A 21,930-nucleotide genomic window follows, 5' to 3' on the forward strand; every position below is an offset into this window, starting at 1 on the left:
GGCCGCCTTTCCCGGGCCGTAAGAGGCGCAACCTTCCCGCCTACGGCCGGTGTCACATCCACGACAACGAAATGGTATGACCAGCCTGACCCCGGCTGGTATGACTTTCCTGCCACCAATAGGTATGACTTTCCTTGTAGTGGCAGGTCAATAACTCACCCTTCGGACGACGGTCAACACTTTTTTTTGGTTACATCGAATATAATTTCCCCACACGCCAAACCATCCAAAATAATTCCACATTTTCATTTACCCACCCGGCGACGCAACGGACCGGACAATCCGACACCTGTCCCGCGCCGACTTGTTGCCGAACGACAGCCATTTTCCTCTGGTTCTTCCTTGGCTCCGGCCTGTACTCCTCCCCAATTTCCTACCCCATTTTCGCGGTTCGCCTGATTGCATTTCGGTTCTTCCCCGCGCGGCCCTTTCCACGATACCCGATAATGTCCCGGATGGCGCTGACCGGAAGAGAGACAGAAAATCCCGCTTTCTAAAAGGTGGGATACTGCCCGTGCGCCCCAGATGCAGTCCGCCTAAATCCTCGTTGATAAGGCGCGCCGAAACCGGAAATCGAAAACCGGGGACGGTGGGACTCCCCCCCTGCATCATTTGGGTGCGCGGGATTTTTGAAAGTTTTCTGGCTCTTTGGACAAAGAGGCGCACAAAGGGACAATCAGGGAGAGCGATGATCGGGAGACCGGCAGACCGCCAAAATCCCCACCCCAAGGCAGGGGCAGGGTCACAGCCCGCCGTCAAGGAATGGCTCGCGGGAGAGAAGTAAGGGTCTCAATCCCCACACCAGGGCATGGGCAGGGTCACGGAACATTCTCCGCAATCGGCGGAGTAATCGTTTGTCTCAATCCCCACCCCCCCATTTTTTCACGATAATTTCCCGGAAATGGGCTGAATGATAATCCTGGTTTCGTCATTGCTTGGCGTGGCAATCAAGCCTGGTTGCGTCCAAAGATGACCATCAGGTGGCCAGCGAGCGTCCATAGTGCGTCCAACGGAAATACAGTAAACACTAGTCGCGTCCAACGATCCCATCTATTTCCCTATCTATCGCGTAAGGATTTTTTGGATCTGGCTCTGGCGGAAAGGCAAAAAGCTGAAAGTGAAGCCATAAAAAAATAATATGTTTAATAGATATAAAAAAGAATACGGACATTCCGTTGGGATTCGTGGGACAAGCCACGACGGCCGGGCTTCTCCGATGGACGCCTGATGGACGCCCCGATGGACGCGCGGCTCCAGGTGTCTGGAAAACATGCTGGGGCGAAGGTTTCAGAATTTTTTAACGCACGTTTTAAGACTGAAAACGGCAAGATCGGCGGCTCGATGCGTGCCTTTCCGGGCTAAACAATATGGGAAGGGGGGAGAGCGGGCGGAAAACATTCTGAAATACTTGAATATTTTTTTGAAGCTTTCCGGAAGGATGCCTGTTCGTTTTGGGAAAGAGTGCAATTTGGAATGTGAGGAGGACCTTTCAGGACGGCAATTTTCGGTGGCGGCCCCGGATATGTCAAATTTGCCCACCCGGACGACCTCCAAACAGGACGTTCCATCGAATTTTTCCATAGGTAGCCCCTGGTTTTTGGAGCGGAAAAAGTTTGGCAATGGATTTGCCTTGCCGGAAAATTAATGCCGCAAAAAAATTGGGCTATCTGAGGAAAAGTGCGTTCCAAGATTTTTTGAAGATGCCTGTCTTTCAATTCGCCTTTCAATTCGCCGACCATGCCTTGATAACCTTTCGCCGATTCTTTGACTGCCTGAAGAGTGATGAAAAAAATAAATATTTTCTGAAACCCATTGACAAGTCCGCGAAATTGTGTTTTGGTTATAGGCATTCTTGCGCCCCCCTAGGCTAAAAATCGTGGGAGGGGTGTTTTTTTTGGCCCTCCCGATTTCATCGCGGAGGGCCTATTATGCTTGGCTTTTCAGATTTTCCATCAAAAGTTTTTCCTCATTTTTTCTCTCGCTCCCTTGATTTTTCAGACTCTTCCAGCGCCCTGCCGGATACTTCGGCGGAACGCATGGGAAACCCGCGCCCTATTTCACGTCAACCGAATTTTTCCGCATCGCGGCGAGGTCCACCTGGCCTTCACACGACCGTGTGAGCCGGACTGCGCCCGCAGAAATGTCGTTTGCCATGAAAAATCACCTGCACGCATAACCTTTTTTTGACCGGATATGGAAAGAACCGATAATGGCGCAGCACGCAAACAGCAGTATTTTGGCCCCTTCGCTTCCAAATGAGATTTTGGACTCAATCCCGCCCGTTCTTTGGCGGACGGACCCGCTTTTCAAGACGCTCACCGGCATTTCGCGCCGCAGCATGGCCAACATGGACAGCCTTGGGCAGGGGCCTTCCGAGCGCATCGTGATGGGCAAAAGCCGCGTGGGATACCCCAAGGCCGCCCTGGTGGAGTGGCTGGCAAAACGCATGCGCGTAGATTTCCCGACAGTAAAGGGGGTGACGAAATGAAAAACAAAGAAGAACAAGTCCTCACACCCATAAAGGCAATCAGGCAAAAGTGCATTGAATGCGTTGGCGGAAAAGAGATTTCCAGGGTACGGCGTTGCCATTTGATAGGTTGCGCCATCTGGCCCTACAGAATGGGGCGGCGGCCCTCCAAAGAGCAGGACACGCAGCCGGAATAGGCATCAAGAGACTTGACCTAAGGCGCGCCGCACCTTCGACGGGAATTTCTCCCGCCGGAGGTGCGGCACCCTTTGAGCCGGATTTCCGCCTGGATTCGATATCTCTGGCGTCGGAAATGAGTGTGCGCCTCTGAAATGTTCCTGCCGGAAACAAAGCCGCTTTTGGAATCAACTTCTAATGTTTCCTATGGAAACCAAACAAGCTGAGAAAGCCTTAAAATGTTTCTTCAGGAAACCGAAATAGCGCGGTTTTTCGTAAGTTTTGTTCCTCATGGAAACAATGTTTCCCGAAGAAACCGATTTTCTGAACCAAAAGCACTCAAATTCGGTTCCTGGCGGAAACAATGTTTCTTGCAGCTACCGAATTCGACGCATTTTTTGCCCTAAAAACGGTTTCCGCCGGAAACATTGTTTCCATTGGAGACCATCATTTTCGTCAACCGAATAAGGCAAAATCGAAAGGAAAAAGGCGCTTTTCATGGAGATGAAAAGAGGATTCGTCAACGAGCTCGCAAGGCAGGCGGGAATTTCACACAGCCATGTTTCGAACATTCTTTGCGGAAGAAAGCGGCCCCGTTACAAGATCGCTTCCTATCTCGCAGGGGCGACAGGGACCGAAATCTACATTTGGATGGAAGGAACGCCTTACGATATTCGTAGCGCCATTGAGGAAGCGGAGGAGAAAGCCCGCCTTGCACGGGAGGCTGCCAGGGAAGAGTACTATCGCTCAGTGATAGGTGATGATGACATTCCCTTTTGAGGTTACCTGTGGGTATCAAGGCTTATGGATATGAGCATTCGGGCGACCTGGAGGGCTCCGGGGAAATTGACGCCACAGGCATTTCGAGCCTCATTTGATCCTAAGCGCTTGGATGACGCTTCGTGCTTAAACAGGCGACTCCGTAGCCCTATCCCGGAGGTGGCTATAGGTTTGGATGGATGAAATCATCGGCAAGGGATAACCCCTTGCCGATGAATTAAGCCTTCATAAAATGGCGGCTATCTGAAGATTTGTCGCCGCACAAAGAAGAACGCAATAACCCAGCATGTTCGGTTCATAGGCGTCCTGAAATTCATCTTCCATAAAAGGCGTGTTGGTGCTCCCAGCCGGGTCCATAACTACAAGCGTGCCGCCGAAGGGCCTTACCAGGATAAAATGAAAGACATCATCATCGTCGGCGATAAGGTATATGGCCTTGGATTCCGGGTTGGACTGTAACTCCCCAAGAATCTTGGATTCTTCACGGTAATCAGAAACCTCATTGCCCTGTTTGCGGTATGCCGTGGCAGTTTTTCGATAAACGCGGAGAAGGTGGCTGTGCAGCAGGCGATGAAAGAGGGTATTCCCGTAACTTTTTGACGGTCCTCGCCTCGATTTCACCCACAACTTAGTTGAAAGGCCGCGACTTTTGGCACACCGGGCAAGGTAGGCAGGGGTGGACCCCATGAAAATCATATTGCAGACCTGCCTCCAAATCTCCATCTCAGTTTTTTCCGACAACTCTGCTTTGCCGAACTCATGAAGGGCCGTCATCAGGCATGCCGGGCCGCAGGAATAAATCCTTGTTTGTTTCCAAGTATAAAGCTGGGGCGGATTCATTTGCATTTATCAATCCAGGTTGCTTTGAAAATGGCTATTTCGAGTTGCCGAAAAACCCGTTTTCGATGTCATGGAATCAATACTCCCAATCATCATGGCTGACCGGCAGGCGGTTCAACTGATCCTTGTAAAATTTCCATTTTGGCATGAATTGATCCATAATATGGACAAAGCGGGCGTTGTGGGTTGGGGCAAGCAGATGCGCCATTTCATGCACCACGATATATTCAAAGCACTCGGCGGGCTTTTTGGCAAGCTCGGTGTTTAAACGGATGCTCCGGGTTTTCGGGTTGCAGCTTCCCCATCTGGTTTTCATCCGTTGCACAAAAAAGTGCGCGACCTTAACCCCCATAACCGGCTCCCACTTGGCGATAATAGGCGGTGCGGCCATTTTGATCTGCTGGCGATACCATTCCTCGATTATGGCCTCTTTTTTCAGATCATCCGTTCCGGGGCGCACATGCAGTAAAATCTGGCTGTGCTTCAAATCGACTGACGGGGCCTGATGGCCCTCGGCAACCGTCAAAAGATAACGCCTGCCCCAAACATAGTGGCTTTCGCGCTGCAAATATTCGCGCGGGGTTTCGCGCTCCTGATTACGGAATTTCTCCTGCTGTCTTTTGATCCAGCCTAATTTTGAAATGGCGAAGACGCGTATGGTTTCTATATTCATGCGCAACGGGGCGGAAATCCGCACGCTTCCGGTGGGCGGATAAACGCTTAAATGAATATTTTTGATGTTTTTGAGCACCACGTCAACAGCGATGCCGCCCAGATCAAGCCTTGTTGACATCAGTATTCTTTCTGCGCCTTGATGATGAGGAAAACGCGCTCAACCTCGCGGGAGTCATTTCCCAAAATGGGCAACAAGGCCTGCTTTATTTTGTTCTCACGCGTCGCAATGTCGCGCCAGCCGTCCGGGCGAATTTTTATAACCGTTTCGTCAATCCTTAAGGCCAGTTCCTCATTGCGGCCAAGATTGTTGAACAGTGCCCGCTTTCCCGGCGTGTCGAGGTTTTCTGGCATGTCATCGCCAGCACCTGCTTCAACGAGCTTTGCCAATTCTGCAATCTGTTTCAGATACTCCTCGTACTCGATTGCCTTGGCCTTTCGGGCCGCTATGATCTCATCCAAAAGCGCCGACATCTTCTCGAAAAAAGCCGGGTCGTTCAGATGCTCCTTTATGATCTTTCTTCGGACGTTGTTTTCGATGGTCTCCGCAACGGCGTCCCTGTTGCCCTTCAAGCCGCCCAACTGAGATGCAATGGCTCTTGCGATGCCGGTTTTTACGATCAACTCCAGCAGGGACAAATCGTCAAAGGGCGAAATTTTCCTCGGCTCGTCGGCTTCGATGTAGGTGTCAATAAGGTGCCGCATGTCCGCCTCGTAGGCTTTCAGATCGAGGCTTTCCCCGCTTGCCTTGCGGATGACGTCGCGCACGGCAAGGTAATGCGCCGTCTGCTTTTTGATGCGGGAAATATCGGTTTCGGTGTATCCGGCCTGGGACAATTCGTCCGATATGTTGGCGTAGACCCGAACAAGGGCAACTGTTGCCTTATAGAGAGCGGCGCGTTGGGGCTCCCGATCCGTCAAGTCCGTGGGATTTTCCGTGTTGCCGCAAAAATGGCGGATGTGCTCCATCTCGTTCTTTGGCGGCTCCACCGGCTCACACAGAAGGGCCAGGGATTCAAGCGCGGTATCGAGCCGCTCTTTGCCTTTTTTCAGGCGATCCTTGAGGAGCACATCCGGGTCGGCTCCCCCGGCGCTGTGGTCAAGCTCTGACGTGTAAACCGAAATGGCGTTTTCCACCTTGCGGAACAAATCCTTGTAATCCACTATGTAGCCGAAGTCCTTGTCCTCGCCGTCAAGCCGGTTGACCCGGCAGATGGCCTGGAAAAGTCCGTGGTCCTGCATGGATTTGTCTATGTAAAGATAGGTGCAGGGCGGGGCGTCGAAGCCCGTGAGAAGCTTGTCCACAACCACCAAAAGCTTCATGTTCATGGGTTCTTTTATGAACATTGCTTTGGCCCGCTCCTCGTAGGTTTCGGTCCTGGTCATGTTCGGCTTGGCTTCGACGTTCTTCAAAATCTCGGCGTAGGTGTTGTAAATGAACTCCCTGTCCGTCTCGGTGTTGGCTCCGGTGTCCTCCCGTGTGATATCCCCGGGCTGCGGATTATAGGATGTCACCACCGCGCACTTGCCTCTGAACCGCGACTTCTCAAACAGGGTGAAATACTTGCACGCCTCGTAGATGCTGGAAGCCACCAGCATGGCATTGCCGCGTTCGCCGGAAAGGCGGGGCTTTACGCTGAAATCGAATATTATGTCACACACCACCCGGTCCATGCGGCTTTTGGAACTGAGCACTTTCTGCATGGTGCCCCATTGCTTTTTAAGCTCATCCTTCTGCCAGTCGTTGAGGCCCTTTGTCTTGGCCTCGAACCATGCGTCAATTTTATCAACGGAGCCCAGGCGCTGGTCAATGTCCCGGGCTTCATAAACGAGATCAAGCACGACCTCGTCCTCCACAGCCTCGCTGAACTTGTAGGTGTGGATGTAGCCGCCGAAGACTTCAAGGCTCGTCTGCCTGTCCTTTTTCAAAAGAGGGGTGCCGGTAAAGCCGATGAAGACGGCGTTCGGCATCATGGCCTTCATAACCCGGCGCAGCTTGCCGCTCTGGGTGCGGTGGCACTCGTCAACAAATACGAAAACCTCCCCCACCGTGCGGCTTGGTTGCGCCTCCAACTCCTTTATGAACTCGTCAAAGTTATCCACGTCCTTTGCGCCGAACTTGTGTATAAGCGAGCACAGGAGGCGCGGACTTGCAAGGCCAAGCTGGTTCATGAGGTCGCGGCCGCTTGTGGTGCGCTTGATGGCCTCGCCCGTTTCTGTGAACACCCGCTCGATCTGCTTGTCCAATTCATCCCGGTCTGTGATGATGGCCACGCGGGCCTTGGGGTTGTTTTCCAGAATCCACTTGGCGAGCAGCACCATCACGATGCTTTTGCCGCTGCCCTGGGTGTGCCAGATTATGCCGCCCCTGTGTTGACGCACGTGATCCTGCGCGGCCTTGATGCCGAAATACTGGTGGACCCTTGGCAGTTTCTTGATACCGCCGTCAAAGAGCACGAAATCGTGAATCAGCTCCAACAGCCGGGCTTTATTGCATATTTTTAAAAGGTACTTGTCCAGTTTGAAACGGCTGTTGTCGTCTTCATCTTCTTTCCACTTTAGAAAATACTTCTCCGGCGTTCCTATGGTTCCGTATTGCAGGCCCTCGGAGTCGTTACCGGCAAAAATGAACTGGACGGTGCTGAAAAACCATTGGTTGAATTCGGGCCGCTGGTTTGAAATGTTCTGGCGGATTCCATCGCCAATGGAAACCCTGCTGTTTTTAAGCTCCAGAACCCCCACGGCGATTCCGTTGACGTAAAGCACGATGTCGGGCCGCCGCTCGCGGTTGCCCTTTAGAGTCACTTCCTCGGCAATGGCGAAGTCGTTTTCTTCCGGGTTTTGCCAGTTTACAAGGTGAACGGTCTCCGTTGCCTTGCCCGCCTCGGTTTTTACCGGCACGCCGTAGCGCAAAAGGCCGTAAACGGCGGAATTGTTTTCGTAGAGGCTTCGGCTGTGGTTGTTCGCCTCTGTGCGCAGCCTGTGGAGGGCCACGCTGATTTGCTGCGAAGAGTAACCGCGCCCCGCAAGCCAGGCCGAAAAAAGTTCTTCCTCGATGTTGCTATTCCCCCGCCGGTCGGAAAAATCGCCCAGCCAGCGATACCATAGCTCATCAACCAACAGGGCGATAACACGGTTTTGGGTGGCGCGTTCGGATTTGCCGATGTCGCTCATTTGCTCACCTCCCAATGCCCGCCTTTGGTGGGGCCGATTCGGGCTATCGCACCATCAGATTTAAGCCTTTGAACCTGTTTTTCTATCGCCCTGGTTGTTTTGCCCATTAGTCCGGCGATTTCGGGAATTGTGATCTCCGGGTTTTCGCGCATCAATTCAACGATTTTCTCCCCGGTTTCTCCCGAACTTTCCGGGGTTTCTCCCGAACTTTCCGGGGTTTCTCCCGAACTTTTAGCCGTTTCTCCCGAACTTTTGGCCGTTTCTCCCGAACTTTCCAGAGTTTCCCACGAACCGTCCGGTTCGGTGGCGGAAAGTCGCGGAATGGTAAGAGCGAAACCGTCCGTCATCCGAAATTCAGGTTCGGGAAGCCCGGCATCCCTGCAGCGGCGGATCATGTCGCCGGTGCCGGTTCCCATGCGCTCGATGTATTTTGTCAAATAGAGCGGTTCGGCCAGGAGGGGATTGTGCGGCACGGAGCCGTGCGGCTCGCGCAGTCGTTGCAGGGTTAACGAGGACGGCAGGCGACCGGGATTCCAGACCTCCAGCCGGTCGGCAAAAAGCATGACCTGGACGCTGCCGTTGCTGGTGTAGTCGCGGTGGGCCACGGCGTTGACGATTCCCTCGGCCACCACCTCGCGCGGGATTTCGTAGGTCACCGGAGCCTGGGCGCTTTTCGCCCGTGTGCCGACCCTTAAGGCCAGCTTTGACATGACGAAATCAACCGCCTGATCCACCAGCGAGAAAGCCGTACCCTTGTAAACCTGATACGACGGAATGGGCTTGGCCACCTCCGTTCCGTGGAAATGTGCGCACTTGATCTCCGAAGCGGGCAGGAAGCGTTGAGGCTCCTTTCCGAAGAGCAGCACGGCGGCGTTTGTGGGCTGGCCGTCATCCAACAGGTTCAAGTGGGTCAAAAGCTCCTTGCCGGAAGCCGATTCCCTTAGCGGAAAGCCGCGAGACGCGCGGGCGTCGCGGATGAACATTTTCATGCCTGCGCTGCCTATATCCCGTATCGTCGCCCCACGGCAGGGAGCCGCGTCAAACGGGCCGTTCAGAATCAATTTGTGCTCGTCCAGGTAGGCCACCAAAGAGGCGTACACGGCGGGAAGGAGGCTTGCCGAATCAATGAAGCGGCGGCGGATAAGCTCAGAACCGGCCCGACGGATCAGCGCCAGCATCTTGGGGTGCCTTGACTTGTCGCCTGTACCCTTCACATAGATAAGGCGCGGCTTGCCAAGCTCCGTGGCGCGGTTGAATTCGCGTTCGGTTGGGGATACCCCAGCCGCGTCCTCCGCGCCGTATTCGTTTCCGAAAATGCCCACGTAAAGCTCGCAGGCGGCCACCTCATCCAGATATACGGCATCGGTCCGCCTGTCTGCGGCGGGCAGGTCCTCAAACAGGAACATCTCGAAAAAACGCCGCAACAGCGGGTCAGAATGCAGATAGGCGCGCAGGTCGGCGCGTTCCGCCGCCAGTTCCTTTTGCACGCTGCTTAGGAAAATGCGTATGGGTTTCATACCAACCGAATCCTTCCGGTAAGCAGTTCCTGCATCATGCCCTGTTTGATTTGGCGGGCCTTGGCCAGTTTTTCCTCAAGGGTGGATATTTCCGCATCCATGTCCGAAAGGATGGAGGCGATGGCGGTTTGTTCGGTTTTGGTGGGTGGGCGGGGGACTTTAGCGTCCCGTACCTGCTTTAGACTAATCTGGGGATATGCTTGTCCGGTCGTGATCGAAGCAAACCGCCTTCTGACCGAACGCTGTGATAAAAAATGATAAACATAGTGAGCATTAACATGGGTCGCATTCATGCGAACTCTGGCGATATGCTGGTTAAGATTCGCCGTTCCTATCCCGTAAAGGAAAACAACTCGGCCTACGTTGCCTGTAATCGTAATAAGAATATCTCCATCGCAGACCTGACTTCGACGAAGTACACTGTGTGCTTCGGGGGAGATATACATGGACTGATTTAAATCCAATCCGTTATCGGACACGCACTCACTTCTCAAGAAAAGCACGCCATGCGTTTCCCATTTGAAACCATAGGTTGTCGGCGTGGAACCCTTTGTAATGAAAGCTGATAAATGCTCCAACGAATCCAGTTCCCAATCTTCAGGGATCAATCCCGCTTCGGTCTGCTTGTAGCCGCTCTTGACTTCAAACCCCGGCAGGCGCTTCTTGCCGGTAAGCAACTCCTGCATGGCTCCTTGTTTGATTTGGCGTTTTTTTACGATGAGCTGTTCCAGGGATTCGATGAGGGCGTCCGCATCGCTCAAAGCTCCGGCAATGGCCTCCTGTTCGGCTTTGGTGGGGGGGAGGTTGACTCGAATCTGTTGAACAGTCGTCAAGTTCATTCCGGCTTTTGCGCCTGAGTCGGTCAATGCCCGAAATAGTCTCTGCGGTTTTTCCGATGCCAGAAAATAACTGACGAATCGCGAACTGGTTTGTGCTGGGTCGAATCGCACCAATGCAATGTGCTGATTGATATAGGCTGGTTTTGGCAATTTTGATGAGACGTTGCCGACTATGCCAATATCGGCGGTAATTGAAATCAAAATATCGCCATCTTGGAGCTGCGTTCGCATGGCCTCACTATTATTAGCGGGAAGGTTCACAAAACGCAGGTCTTCAAGGTCCATATAAATGCTGGCTCTGTTTAGGTTCGTGATTCGGATGAACGGTGAGCCTTGATCCGAATAATAGGAAGCCCACCCGCGTGAACCGCTTGTGACATAAGGCTTCATATCTTTGATCTGCTTAACCTTCCAATCCTCCGGTATCACCCCAACCTCGGTCTGTTTGTAGCCGGGCTTCACGTCCATGAGAACCCCATCCTTTCCAGGTGGCGGTTAACTTTTTCTTCCAGGTCGGCGACGAGGCACACCATTTGGGGCATGGGGGTTTCGTAGCGTTCGGCCAGTTCCTTCACGCGCCGGGTAAGGGCCTGGCTTATGCGGTCCATCTCTCCGTGAATGGCGGCATCAAGCGCTGAAAGCCACTTGTCGTCCACAACCAGCGTTTTAATTTCGTCCTGGGTAAGTCTTGGGTATTTGGCGTATGCCTTGGCGTCAAGCGCGGCTTCGGCAGCTTTTAAGCTCTTTTTCAGGTCTGCTTCTTCATTGGACAGTTTTAGCCAGTCGTTCAGGGCGTCGGCTTCATCTTTTGAGTCCCTGTCGCCCCTAATCTCCTTGAGCCTTGCGGAGACACCAGCCTTGTTCACCTTGTCCATTGCCGAAAAAAAGCCGTCCTCGCCGCCGTGCTCCTCCTCAATCTCGGCAATCCGGGCGCTTACGCCTTCAAGCTCCGCCGCAATTTTTTCCAGCGCTTCCTGCTCCTTTTTAAAGTACCGGGCCACTATCAGTTCCTTGGGCACAAGGTCGCAGGCCCAGCCCTTGTCCTTTTCCCTGCCCTTCTTGTCGCGCTCGATAACGCGGTATGTCTCGGCCTTCCAGCCGTCGTCGGCTATAATGTAGCAATCATCCTGCATTATCCCTGCCCAGTAGTCCATCAGGTGCTGGTAAACGTCGTATTTGTCCATCAGGGGTTTATCCGCGTAGTGGGCCAGAAGGTCCTCGGAAAGGGTCGTTATCAACTCCTTGGGATGAAACCCCATTTTTAGGTCTTTAAGCGCGGCGGCGGATTTGGCGCGCCATTCTTCAAAATGGGAGTTCATGCGCAAAATGAAATCGGCAAACTCCGGGTGCTCGTAAATGGCGGGCTTTATGGCGGCCTTTTTTACGGCAAGGTTAAGGTAGCCGGGCCGGTTTTCGGAAAAAAGGGCGGCTTTGAGGTTAGGGCAGATCGCCCAGTAGCGCCCAAGGGCTTCAACGTCGCGCAACGGTATGCCGCCCTTCAAGTGGCCTTCAATGTCTTGGATGTCTTCTTGCTCGGTGCTGTCTATGTAGCGCGGCAGGTTAAGGTTGAACTCGTTTTTCTCTATCTCGTCCAGGCTCACCGTGCGGGAGTATTTGGGGATTTCCAGGCGATTGTTGAAAACGTCCACAATTTTATGGATGTCGCGGTCGCGCAGGCGGTTCTTGGGGCCGTCCTTCATGAATCCGCCGCTTGCGTCAATCATGAATATGCCCTTGCGGGCGTGGGCGTTTTCCTTATCAATCACTATTATGCAGGCCGGTATGCCGGTTCCGTAAAAGAGGTTGGCGGGAAGCCCGATCACGCCTTTTATGTATCCCCGGCGGACCAGGGCGCGGCGGATGTCTGCCTCTGCGTTGCCCCTGAAAAGGACGCCGTGGGGAAGGATGCACGCGCCCTTGCCGTTGGCTTTAAGCGAGCGCACGATGTGCAGAAGATAGGCGTAATCGCCCTGTTTGCCGGGCGGGGTGCCGAAGAATTTGAAGCGGTCGAACGGATCGTTTGCGGGATCGAGCCCCGTGCTCCAGCGCTTGTCGGAAAAGGGCGGATTGGCCACCACGTAATCGAAGGTTTTAAGTGCGCCTTTGTCTGTATACTTGGGGTTGGAAAGAGTGTTGCCCTGCTCGATCCAAGCCGTCTCATAGCCGTGCAAAATCATGTTCATGCGGGCGAGCCCGCTTGTGGCGGCGTCTTTTTCCTGCCCGTAGAGCGTAACATCCGCGCTTGCCTCGTCGCCAACCTTCAAAAGCAGGGACCCGGAGCCGCAGGTGGGGTCATATACGGTGGTGTCGTTGGTGGTGTCGGCGTCGCGGATGCCTATTATCTTGGCGATTACGCGGCTTACTTCGGCGGGGGTGTAGAACTGGCCCTTGCTCTTGCCGCTTTCGGTGGCAAAGTGCCGCATGAGGTATTCGTAGGCGTCGCCCAGTATGTCGTCGCCTTCCGCGCGGTTTTTCGAGAAATCCAGCGCCTTGTTCTCGAAAATGCCAATAAGGTTGGTGAGCCGGTCAACCATCTCCTTGCCGCTGCCGAGCTTGGTGGCGTCGTTGAAATCCGGCATGTCGGAGAGCTTGTTGGCGTCCGCCAGGGGGGCGATGATCTTCTTGTTGATCATATCCCCAATGTCGGGCGTACCTTTTAGGGCCGCCATATCCGCAAAACTCGCGCCGTTGGGGATCGCTATGGGTGCGTACTGTACCCCGGCGTATTTGTCGGAAACGTATTTTATAAAAAGCAGAACGAGGACGTAATCCTTGTACTGGCTGGCATCCATGCCGCCGCGAAGCTCGTCGCACGACTGCCAGAGGGATGAATAGAGTTCGGATTTTTTAAGTGCCATGGTTTTCCTGTTGCTGTTTGCGCTGTTGCAGAAGGTTTGCCCCGAAGCTGACAAACCGGCTGAATTTTACGCATAAAAAGCGAAATTTTGGTTTCCTGCCCGTATAGCATATCCCGAATATTTTTACCAAAGCCCTTTGGAATCCGTAATCAAACTATTGATCAGGCATGATTGATCCAAGCCATGAAGTGCCAGCAGAATTAAAGCGCGTTTCATCCAATCGAAAGCGGCGGGGACAGGTGGAAACTAAAGGCCGGAAAATTTAAAGTGGGGACAGGGTGGGGACAAAATGCAGGCAAACGAAAAAGGGGTTAAGCCGTTTATGGCCTAACCCCTTGAAATCCTTGGAGCCGACGAGCGGAATCGAACCGCTGACCTGATGATTACGAATCAACTGCTCTACCGGCTGAGCTACGTCGGCGCTGAAATGGGGTGGGAGACGGGACTTGAACCCGCGACCTCCGAGGCCACAACCCGGTGCTACCACCAGCTGAGCTACTCCCACCATATCTTTCCGCTTCGCCCCACCTTAAAGAGGGGGCCGCCACATGAAGGCGATCACCTATCACAACCGTTTCGGCTTGGCAAGTAATTTAGGCATCCTTTTAAAAAAAGGCTGTGCGCCCATCAAAAATTTTCAGCCTGAAAAAACATGGGAAGACGCCTCTTTCCTGTCGGCGAGAAAGAGACGCCCGCAGTAGTTGCAGGGCATGGTTCTTTTCCGGTTGTTAAGGAAAGCCGTGGGCGAAAAAATCGCCATGATCTTCCTCCTCCACCATTTTACATAATACGGAAAATGAAAACAAACTGCGCTCCTGGCAGGAAAATCTTCGGCCATAACGAAATTGTTGCAACAGGCTCGCGTGATATGGTAGGAAATGATCCTGCACGGGCCTTCCGTGGCCTGTGGCGATCCACATCTCCTGTCTTTTTCAGTCGTGGTTTCCGGTCGGTTCCTTCCCCCAAAAAAATGGAGCGAACAATGTTGGATTTCGGTACGCACCGGTTTGCCGCAGGATTGGGCCGCGCCCGTTGGGCGGGTTTTGGTCTTTTTTTGACTCTTTGCCTTGTTTTCCTGATGTTTGCGGCCATCGGCTGCAAACAGGAAAAGGCCGAGGAAGCCCCTTTGCCGCCGCCAGCCGAAGCGCCGGTTCTGGCTGAGCCCCCTGCTGAAGCACAGCCGGAGGCGGCGTCCACAGGGGAAATCCAGGCGACGGGCCAGGATAGCGGCCTGCCGTCGGCCAAGGCGGCAAGTACCGGACGCAAGATCATTCTTTCCTTCATGCTGTCCGTGGAGGTGAAGGATGCAATGGCCACCTTCGAGGCCCTTGACAGGCTCGCCGTCCAGGCTGGGGCCTACGTGATAAAGAGCACCAAGGACCGCCGGGACGACGGAACCCTGAAGGGCTCTGTGACCTACCGAGTGCCGCCCGGATTCCTCGACGGCTTTCTTTTCAAGATCAGAAGGCTCGGAAAAATTCTTGGGGAGACTTCCAGCGGCGACGACGTGACTGACCAGTACGTGGATTTGGAAGCGCGCATAAGAAACGCCAAGGCCACCGAAGAGGAGGTCCTTAAGATTCTGCACGAAAGAACCGGAAAACTTCTGGACGTACTTGAGGTGACCAGGGAGGTTGGGCGGATTCGCGGCGAAATCGAGGAGATGGAGGCCAGAAAGCGCAACATTGAGCTTCTGACTGCAACCAGCTCGGTAACGGTGGACATAAGCGAGCCCGAACCTGACGGAGGGTCGGAAAAGGTGAAATCGCCCTTCAGGCCCATCTGGGAGGCGGTCAAATCGGCCTTCAACGAGGGCATGGTGCTTCTTTCCGGTTCACTGCATTTCCTCATCGTCACGTTCTTTGCACTTCTGCCGTGGGCCTTGTTCGCCGCAATCATTATTATTATTTGGGCAAAGGCCAAAAAACGCGGAGCCGGAAACCGGGTTCCCGCGCAAGGTTCCGGTCCTGCGATAAGGACGCCCATGATCACACCAGCGAGGGTAAGAAGGCCGCAAACCGGAACAAGGGAACAAACTGGTGATGATACGGAAGACGGGACACCGGGAGACGATAATCCGGCTGGCAAATGAGGCCTTTAAGGCAAGAATGATGAGGTAGCGTAAATAGTGACAAAGGCGTCGGCGAATTTCGCCGACGCCTTTGTTATCGGGCAGCGCACGGGCGGCTTTTTGCGAAACCGTCAGGGATAAGGCTCACCCGTGGGGCGGATCATTATTTCGTTCACGTTCACGTGGGGCGGCAACGCAATAAGCCAGGAAATGCCCTCGGCGATGTCGCCCGGTTCAAGCAGCCTGCCGAACTGGGCGACGGTTTTCCCGAAATTCTCCTCGTTGTAACCGGCCACATCCTGAAATTCGGAGAGCACTATTCCGGGCATGACAAGGCTTACGCGCACTCCGTGCTGGCAGATTTCCCGGCGAAGGGCCTCAGCCATGGCCCCCACGGCGAACTTGCTTGAGCCATAGAAACCGCTGAAGGGGGAGATGTTTCGCCCCACCACGCTTCCGATAACCACTATGTCGCCGCTTTTGCGCTCCCGCATGTAGCGCCCCGCCCGCCTCATAAGAAGGGACGCGCCCAGCACGTTGACCCGGTAAAGATCGCGCCACTGGGATTCGTCGCTTTCAAGCAAGCCGCCCGCAAGCCCCCGTCCGGCGTTGACAATGACGATGTCGATTTTCTTGCCGCCTTCACCCCAGGCCAGGGAATTGTTCAGAAGCGAATCGATGTCGTCCGTATCGCTTGGGTTGCCCACCACGGCCAGGGCTTTTCCCCCAAGCGCCGTAATCTCGGCGGCCAGGGCGTCCAACCGGTCCTTCCGCCTGGCATGAATCACCACGGCTGCGCCGGATCTGGCCAGAGCCAAGGCAGTGGCCCTTCCGATGCCGGAACTGGCCCCGGTCACTATCGCCGTTTTGCCTTTCAAAAGCCCGTTCATGGATGCCGTCCCTTTCCCGATCATTTGGCCTTGTGGAACTTCTGGTACTGGCTCATCATGGCGAGCGCCTTCACAGCCCGCTCAGGGGTCTTGAAAAACACGCTCTTGTACTTCCTGCCCGGAACCGGAATCATGGTCTTGTCGGAATCATCCGACACCAGGGGCACGCCAAGTATGGGCTTGTCGTAGCGGTCCATGAGATCGGTGAGATGCTCCACGTAGCGGTCCTCGATCTGGCAGAGCGCCGCATGAAGGGCGTAGAGATGCTCCTTGTTCGCGCCGGGGTCGCTGGCCAGGGCACTTTCCACCATGCGGTTGAGAGCGATCTTGCGGCCGAGGATGCCGAGATTAAGGACAGCGTCGCAGCCGTCCCAGGCCATGAGCACGTCCGCCACCCGCACCGGGATGGTGGGGTCGTTTTCACCGACAAGGTCGATGGGGTTTCCACGGCTCCAGAAGGGCGGAAGAATGGCGTTCACCTTCTCAAAGACCTCCGGCGAAAGGGGAACCACCTCCAGGCCGTACTCGTCGCAAAGGTCGGCGGTGACCACGCCCCAGCCGCCGCCCAGGGTCATTATGGCCACCCGGTTGCCCCTTGGAAGCGGCAGGGCGGTGAAGGCCGCTGAAAGGTCCAGAAGGTCCATGGGGTGGTTCACCCTGACGATTCCGGCCTGCCTGCACGCCGCGTCGAAAACCCGGTTGTCGCCTGCCATGGCCCCGGTGTGGCTTGCAGCCGCCTTGCCGCCAGCCTTGGTGCGACCGCCCTTTAGGACCACCACGGGCTTTTTTGCCCCGACCCGGCGCGCGCTCTCAAAAAAGCGCCTGCCGTCCTTCACGGATTCTATGTAGAGCACAACGCTTCTTGTGAGCTTGTCCACCTCGAAGCATTCCATGAAATCCTCTATGGAGATCATGGCCTCGTTGCCCGAACCGCAGAAAGCCCGAAGGCCGATGTCCTGGCGGGCCGCGAAACCCATGAGCTGCGCGCCCATGTTGCCGGACTGGGCCACCATGGCGGTTGAGCCCGCAGGTGTTCTGATGTGGCTTCCCATGCAGAAAAGGTTGATGTGGGGGTTGGTTATGCCCATGGTGTTGGGGCCGAGAATCAGGATTCCGTGCTCCCTGGCCTTTTCCACCAGCTTTTTTTCAAGCTCCTTGCCTTCGGGGCCTATTTCGCCGAAACCTGAGGTGATGAGAAGAACGTGCTTGATGCCCTTTTGGGCAAGCTCATCCATCAGGGGCAGAACCTGGGCCGCCGGAATCGTCACCACGGCAAGGTCAACCGCTTCGGGAAGGTCCAGGACGCTCTTGTAAACGGGCCTGCCGAAAATGGTCTTTTCCCTTGGATTGACGAAGTAGATGTCGCCCGCAAAACCGCCCGCGATGGTGGAGGTCGCCACCATGTGGCCCCACTTGCCGAGGCGCGCGCTCATCCCCACGAACACCAGGCTTTTGGGATAGAACATGGGCCCCACAAGCTCGGGCGGAACGGGCGGATGGGTGACCTTTCTGATCTCCTCCGGGCCGAGAACGATGAGGGCGTCAACTGCAGTCAGGCCGCCGTCGGGGCCGGCCAGAAGGGGGTTGATGTCCACCTCGGCCACGTTGGGGCACTCCATGGCAAGCCTCGAAAGGCCCAGAAGAACCTCGGAAATCTGGTCGCGGTCAACCGCCGCCTCGCCCCGGAAATCGCCCAGAAGTTTTTTCGCGTGGATATCATCCAAAAGCGCGTCCACGTCCTCCTGCACCAGGGGCGCAAGCCTGAAGGCCACGTCGCCCAGGGCCTCGGTGAGAACGCCGCCGATGCCGAACATGATCACCGGCCCGAACTGGGGGTCGCGGAAAAGCCCGGCCACGAACTCCAGGCGGCCCGTTATCTGGGGCTGCACCAGAAAACTTTCGAGAAGCGCGCCCGCCTTTTCAGCCACGTCCTTCGCGGCTTCCTCCACCGCGCAGGCGTTGGCCAGATCAAGATGCACCAGGCCCATCTCGCTCTTGTGCAGGAGCTTATCGCCCATGCCCTTCAAAACCACCGGGAAACCGAGCTTTTCCGCAGCGCTCACCGCTTCGGCCACAGTCTTTGCCGTATGTTCCTCGACGACCGGAACTCCGAATTGTTTGAGCACGTCCTTGGCTTCGGCCTCGGTGAGGGCCGTGCGGCCTTCCTGCATTACTTTTTTCAGATAAACGTTCGCGTCCACTTGCACCCCTGTCGGCACTTGATGTCAGTCATATCTGCCCGGATCGGATCCGGCCAGGTCCAGGAATAACGCCTGTTTGGGCCATTCCGGTATTCATCGCCACGATTCGGCGCTTACTTTACGGCCTGCAACATGCCACAATTCAACCGGCCCAACAAGCAAATTTTGCGGTAAGAAAAACGAGCGCATGATCGGAATCCGGCGCGGCTGATTATATATGGTACGGAAAGTTATAACGCTTGCCGAAGAATTCATATTGATAGAAGGGATTCCGAGCCTTAGCCGCAGGGGGGCTGTCCTGGCGTAACCGCGCGCGCAAAGGGGAAAAATGTGGACGCCGATCGGGAGGAATTTGGGGCGGGGACATAAAAAAAGGCCACGGCGCAAGCCGTAACCTTTTGTAATCGTTGGTGGGCGATGCAGGATTTGAACCTGCGACTTCTACCGTGTGAAGGTAGCACTCTCCCGCTGAGTTAATCGCCCGTGCTGGGTTCGTTCTATAGACCCTCGTTTCAATCCCCGTCAAGCGTTTTTTTGACCGGACGCCAAAAAGAACGCCTGAAAGCCTGCATCCAGGCCGCCTCGCCCTCCCTCTTAGAAAGCCAAACGCGACGAGAGCCAAAAGGACCGGACCTTCATCATGGGGCCGGAAATCTATCCGCCATGATCCATTGGACCTCTTCCAGCCACCGCTTGCGCTCGTCCTCCGTGCTCGTCACCACCACCGAAAAGGTGCGGCGGTAAAAATTTCTCACGCCGCACAAATCGAAGACGCAGTTTTTCCATATGGTTTCCAGCGGGTCACCGAAAACCGCCCTCTCCCTTTCCGGGCAGGTATTGGACGTGTTGAACACCACTGCGGTTTTCGCCCTCAAAAGCCCCCTGGGCACCCCTTCCCCGCCGTCGCCCTCCACAAATTCATAGGCCACGCCCGGCCTTATCACCCGGTCCACCCAGCCCGCAAGAATTGCAGGCGGCATGCCCCACCAGTTGGGATGAACGACCACGATTCCGTCCGCTTCGGCTATTTCACCGCAATGTGCGGCTATTGCGGCGGAGAGGGTTGCGTCCCGGTCAATCTCGCCATTTGGCAGCACCGGGTCGAAGCCCTCGGTGTAAAGATCGTGAAAAAGCACCTCGTGGCCGCATTTCAAAAGGGCCTCGCGTGCGGCGAAAGCTATCGCGTGATTGAGGCTTTCAGTATTCGGATGGGCGAGAATGAGTGAAATTGTCACATTGTCCTCCGATGAACGGTGCATCCGCCGTCGGGTAATGGACCCTGATGCGGGCCGGATTAATGCTTTCGGGTGGCTGACGCCACAGGCTCGTACCAATAGCACCGGATTCCTGATTCTGCAACGGCCAGTCATTGCAACAAGGCCGCCAATCAAGGGTTAAGCGCTTCATGCCGATGCAAAACACCGTTGTTTCCTTCGATTTTGAGTATCGCCCACGGCCTGAAAATAGTTCCAAAGTATTAGAGGCCAGTCCAGATACCCTCAAATTCTTCATCCTGCCGGTAATACCCTTTTGCCTGAATGATGATTCATTTTGCCCCTGTCCGCGTTTTTTTCCCGATTTGAAAAATTCGTTTCAAAACCAAAAAGCGTGAAATACGGGTTAAAAAATTTTCGGAAAACGAAAATATTTATGGTAAAGTACTATTCAGATATTATATGTTATTTTAGCATGTTAAATATTTAGAGCCTGCTCTCCGGGTAAATTTTACCAGTCCCCAGTATTAAAATTGATAAAAATTGACCACTCTTTGGAATTATCAGGTCACAGTCTTTTAAATGGCTGCCTAATACCGGAGTCGTATTGAAAACACCCCGATAAATAAGACTAAATTACGTTCCCAGTCTGATTGCAAGAACCATCCCCCCTCGTTTATAGTGCAATCAAATCGAACGCTCGTTTCACTTCATACGCCGCAAGGCGAAACAAAAAACAAATCCGGGGGGACTTTTCAATGAAACGCATCGCTTTCGCAATCTTGGCTCTGGCCCTTCTCATTCCCGCAACGGTTTTCGCAAGTGGATCCTCCAGCACCCCTTGCGCCGTCAAGTATCCCGTGGTTCTGGCCCACGGCATGGGCGCTTCGGCTGAAATCCTGGGGATCATGGATTACTGGTGGGGCATCGAGTCAGCGCTGGAAGGCAAGGGCGCCAACGTTTTCATCACCTCGGTAAACGGCATGGATTCAACGGCCAACAAGGCCGCCGCCTTCAAGTCCCAGTTCCTTCAGATTCTGGCCGTTACGGGAAAAGCCAAAGCCAACATCATCGGCCACTCCCACGGCTGCCTCTACACCCGTTACGCAATCTCGAACTTGGGCCTTGCCACCAAGGTGGCCACCCACACAAGCATTGCAGGCCCCCACAGGGGTTCCGCCATCGCCAACATCCTGGTTTACGGCCTGCCCAGCCCGCTTCTGAACGCCGCCGGTGATGTCCTGGATTTCGTGTACGCCTTCATCTTCGGCGACGACGATCCCAACACCATCCAGAACGGCATTGAGCTTTGCACCGACTACATGGCCAACGTGTTCAACCCCAACACCCCCAACAAAACTGGCATCTATTATCAGTCCTGGGCTGCCAAGGCCAAGACCGCCTGCCCCAGCATCATCCTCAATCCCACTTGGCTCGTCCTGCTCACCCAGGAAGGCGCAAACGACGGACTGGTTTCCATAACCTCCGCCAAATGGGGAACCTACAAGGGCGTGCAGGAAGCCGCATGGTACTCCACCGGATGCGACCACCTGAACATCGTGGGCCAGCTCTTCGGCCTCACCCCCGGATTCTCCGCCCCCGACTTCTTCGTATCGGTGGTGACCGACCTGAAGAACAAGGGCTACTAAGAGCCTGACAAATACCTGACACGCTCCAAGGGGCGGGGAGAAATCCCCGCCCCTTTTTATTTTGACGCCATCCCCGCAAACCGTTTCCTTTATATTCACGATGTCCCCGAAAATATCCGCTGGAAAATGGAGGCTTTCCGCGCAAGATGCTTGGAAAGCCGATACTTATGAAATTGTCCTATCGATAATGTCCCCATCCGGGCCAAATTCCGCCGCACAATCGCAGACATCACAATACCCGGACAAGGGTTCATTTTGTCCCATGGGTGGTTTTTTTCCGGTCCTTTCGGTTAAGAGCCCGAACTGACGCCTTAGGCATCTGGCAAGATAGCCGAAGATAATCCCCCTCCTTTTTGCCGCTTTTAGCCTCGGCAATAAATTATCATCAATTTAAAATACTTATAAACTTTATAGGCCTAACCGGCCCTAATTTTTAATTCCGGGGTATTTGAAATGAAAACTTTTCATTCATGCTTTGGAACTATCCGATTCCCCACTTTGACGGTCAAACCCATGCCCGATACCTATTGAACACAGTGCCGCAAAATAGGAATAAATTACGCAGCGGGCCTGATTGAACC

General features: G+C 54.5%; 14 protein-coding genes and 3 tRNA genes. 4 read left to right on the top strand and 13 right to left on the bottom strand.

What is annotated here, in order from left to right:
- Nucleotides 1-1,358: 1,358 nt before the first annotated feature.
- Nucleotides 1,359-1,850, bottom strand: coding sequence for a hypothetical protein (locus tag HZB23_16330; protein ID MBI5846227.1), 492 nt, complete (start codon nucleotides 1,848-1,850; stop codon nucleotides 1,359-1,361).
- 359 nt (nucleotides 1,851-2,209) lie between these two features.
- On the opposite strand from HZB23_16330, the gene HZB23_16335 reads away from it, so the two are divergent.
- On the top strand, nucleotides 2,210-2,488 hold the full coding sequence (locus HZB23_16335) for a hypothetical protein (protein ID MBI5846228.1): 279 nt from the start codon (nucleotides 2,210-2,212) through the stop codon (nucleotides 2,486-2,488).
- A gap of 654 nt (nucleotides 2,489-3,142) precedes the next feature.
- Complete coding sequence (locus HZB23_16340) at nucleotides 3,143-3,424, top strand: helix-turn-helix transcriptional regulator (GenBank protein ID MBI5846229.1); 282 nt, start codon at nucleotides 3,143-3,145, stop codon at nucleotides 3,422-3,424.
- A gap of 225 nt (nucleotides 3,425-3,649) precedes the next feature.
- On the opposite strand, the gene HZB23_16345 is transcribed toward HZB23_16340, so the two are convergent.
- From HZB23_16345 to HZB23_16380, 8 genes are all read right to left on the bottom strand, one after another.
- Entirely contained in the window at nucleotides 3,650-4,270 is a 621-nt protein-coding gene (locus HZB23_16345) for a peptidase C39 family protein (GenBank protein MBI5846230.1), read from the bottom strand.
- Between the two features lie 70 nt (nucleotides 4,271-4,340).
- Nucleotides 4,341-5,057 carry a M48 family metallopeptidase gene (locus tag HZB23_16350; protein MBI5846231.1) on the bottom strand — a complete coding sequence of 239 codons (717 nt, stop codon included), beginning with the start codon at nucleotides 5,055-5,057 and terminating at the stop codon, nucleotides 4,341-4,343.
- Nucleotides 5,057-8,110 carry an HsdR family type I site-specific deoxyribonuclease gene (locus tag HZB23_16355; protein ID MBI5846232.1) on the bottom strand — a complete coding sequence of 1,018 codons (3,054 nt, stop codon included), beginning with the start codon at nucleotides 8,108-8,110 and terminating at the stop codon, nucleotides 5,057-5,059. Before HZB23_16355 ends, HZB23_16350 begins: the two co-directional genes overlap by 1 nt.
- Nucleotides 8,107-9,627, bottom strand: a complete 1,521-nt coding sequence (locus tag HZB23_16360; protein ID MBI5846233.1) for a DUF4062 domain-containing protein — start codon at nucleotides 9,625-9,627, stop codon at nucleotides 8,107-8,109. The genes HZB23_16355 and HZB23_16360 overlap by 4 nt, the downstream gene beginning before the upstream one ends.
- Nucleotides 9,624-10,934, bottom strand: coding sequence for a restriction endonuclease subunit S (locus tag HZB23_16365; GenBank protein MBI5846234.1), 1,311 nt, complete (start codon nucleotides 10,932-10,934; stop codon nucleotides 9,624-9,626). Before HZB23_16365 ends, HZB23_16360 begins: the two co-directional genes overlap by 4 nt.
- Nucleotides 10,925-13,324, bottom strand: coding sequence for a type I restriction-modification system subunit M (locus HZB23_16370; protein ID MBI5846235.1), 2,400 nt, complete (start codon nucleotides 13,322-13,324; stop codon nucleotides 10,925-10,927). Before HZB23_16370 ends, HZB23_16365 begins: the two co-directional genes overlap by 10 nt.
- Nucleotides 13,325-13,669: 345 nt before the next feature.
- Nucleotides 13,670-13,745, bottom strand: a tRNA-Thr gene (locus HZB23_16375).
- Nucleotides 13,746-13,752: 7 nt separating this feature from the next.
- Nucleotides 13,753-13,829: transfer RNA gene (locus HZB23_16380), tRNA-His, on the bottom strand.
- 477 nt (nucleotides 13,830-14,306) lie between these two features.
- On the opposite strand from HZB23_16380, the gene HZB23_16385 reads away from it, so the two are divergent.
- Nucleotides 14,307-15,416, top strand: coding sequence for a DUF4349 domain-containing protein (locus HZB23_16385; protein MBI5846236.1), 1,110 nt, complete (start codon nucleotides 14,307-14,309; stop codon nucleotides 15,414-15,416).
- A 110-nt stretch (nucleotides 15,417-15,526) separates the two neighbouring features.
- Here the strand turns inward: HZB23_16385 and HZB23_16390 are convergent, their stop codons facing one another.
- The 4 genes from HZB23_16390 to HZB23_16405 form a co-directional block, all read right to left on the bottom strand.
- Nucleotides 15,527-16,285: an SDR family oxidoreductase gene (locus tag HZB23_16390; protein MBI5846237.1), complete on the bottom strand. Its 759-nt coding sequence runs from the start codon at nucleotides 16,283-16,285 to the stop codon at nucleotides 15,527-15,529.
- 20 nt (nucleotides 16,286-16,305) lie between these two features.
- Nucleotides 16,306-18,456 carry an acetate--CoA ligase family protein gene (locus HZB23_16395; GenBank protein ID MBI5846238.1) on the bottom strand — a complete coding sequence of 717 codons (2,151 nt, stop codon included), beginning with the start codon at nucleotides 18,454-18,456 and terminating at the stop codon, nucleotides 16,306-16,308.
- A 438-nt stretch (nucleotides 18,457-18,894) separates the two neighbouring features.
- Nucleotides 18,895-18,969 (bottom strand) — tRNA-Val (locus HZB23_16400).
- A 155-nt stretch (nucleotides 18,970-19,124) separates the two neighbouring features.
- Nucleotides 19,125-19,721, bottom strand: coding sequence for an NAD(P)H-dependent oxidoreductase (locus tag HZB23_16405; protein ID MBI5846239.1), 597 nt, complete (start codon nucleotides 19,719-19,721; stop codon nucleotides 19,125-19,127).
- A gap of 737 nt (nucleotides 19,722-20,458) precedes the next feature.
- Between HZB23_16405 and HZB23_16410 the strand changes: the two genes are divergently transcribed.
- A complete protein-coding gene (locus HZB23_16410; GenBank protein ID MBI5846240.1) occupies nucleotides 20,459-21,349 on the top strand; it encodes an alpha/beta hydrolase in 891 nt (296 codons plus the stop codon).
- Nucleotides 21,350-21,930: the final 581 nt, after the last annotated feature.

The organism is Deltaproteobacteria bacterium (assembly GCA_016235345.1).
Taxonomy (GTDB): domain Bacteria; phylum Desulfobacterota; class Desulfobacteria; order Desulfobacterales; family Desulfatibacillaceae; genus JACRLG01.

Coding starts and splice junctions, on each gene's coding strand:
- HZB23_16330 (MBI5846227.1), bottom strand. CDS start 1,850: ATGCCTATAACCAAAACACAATTTCGCGGACTTGTCAATGGGTTTCAG.
- HZB23_16335 (MBI5846228.1), top strand. CDS start 2,210: ATGGCGCAGCACGCAAACAGCAGTATTTTGGCCCCTTCGCTTCCAAAT.
- HZB23_16340 (MBI5846229.1), top strand. CDS start 3,143: ATGGAGATGAAAAGAGGATTCGTCAACGAGCTCGCAAGGCAGGCGGGA.
- HZB23_16345 (MBI5846230.1), bottom strand. CDS start 4,270: ATGCAAATGAATCCGCCCCAGCTTTATACTTGGAAACAAACAAGGATT.
- HZB23_16350 (MBI5846231.1), bottom strand. CDS start 5,057: ATGTCAACAAGGCTTGATCTGGGCGGCATCGCTGTTGACGTGGTGCTC.
- HZB23_16355 (MBI5846232.1), bottom strand. CDS start 8,110: ATGAGCGACATCGGCAAATCCGAACGCGCCACCCAAAACCGTGTTATC.
- HZB23_16360 (MBI5846233.1), bottom strand. CDS start 9,627: ATGAAACCCATACGCATTTTCCTAAGCAGCGTGCAAAAGGAACTGGCG.
- HZB23_16365 (MBI5846234.1), bottom strand. CDS start 10,934: ATGGACGTGAAGCCCGGCTACAAACAGACCGAGGTTGGGGTGATACCG.
- HZB23_16370 (MBI5846235.1), bottom strand. CDS start 13,324: ATGGCACTTAAAAAATCCGAACTCTATTCATCCCTCTGGCAGTCGTGC.
- HZB23_16385 (MBI5846236.1), top strand. CDS start 14,307: ATGTTGGATTTCGGTACGCACCGGTTTGCCGCAGGATTGGGCCGCGCC.
- HZB23_16390 (MBI5846237.1), bottom strand. CDS start 16,285: ATGAACGGGCTTTTGAAAGGCAAAACGGCGATAGTGACCGGGGCCAGT.
- HZB23_16395 (MBI5846238.1), bottom strand. CDS start 18,456: ATGCAGGAAGGCCGCACGGCCCTCACCGAGGCCGAAGCCAAGGACGTG.
- HZB23_16410 (MBI5846240.1), top strand. CDS start 20,459: ATGAAACGCATCGCTTTCGCAATCTTGGCTCTGGCCCTTCTCATTCCC.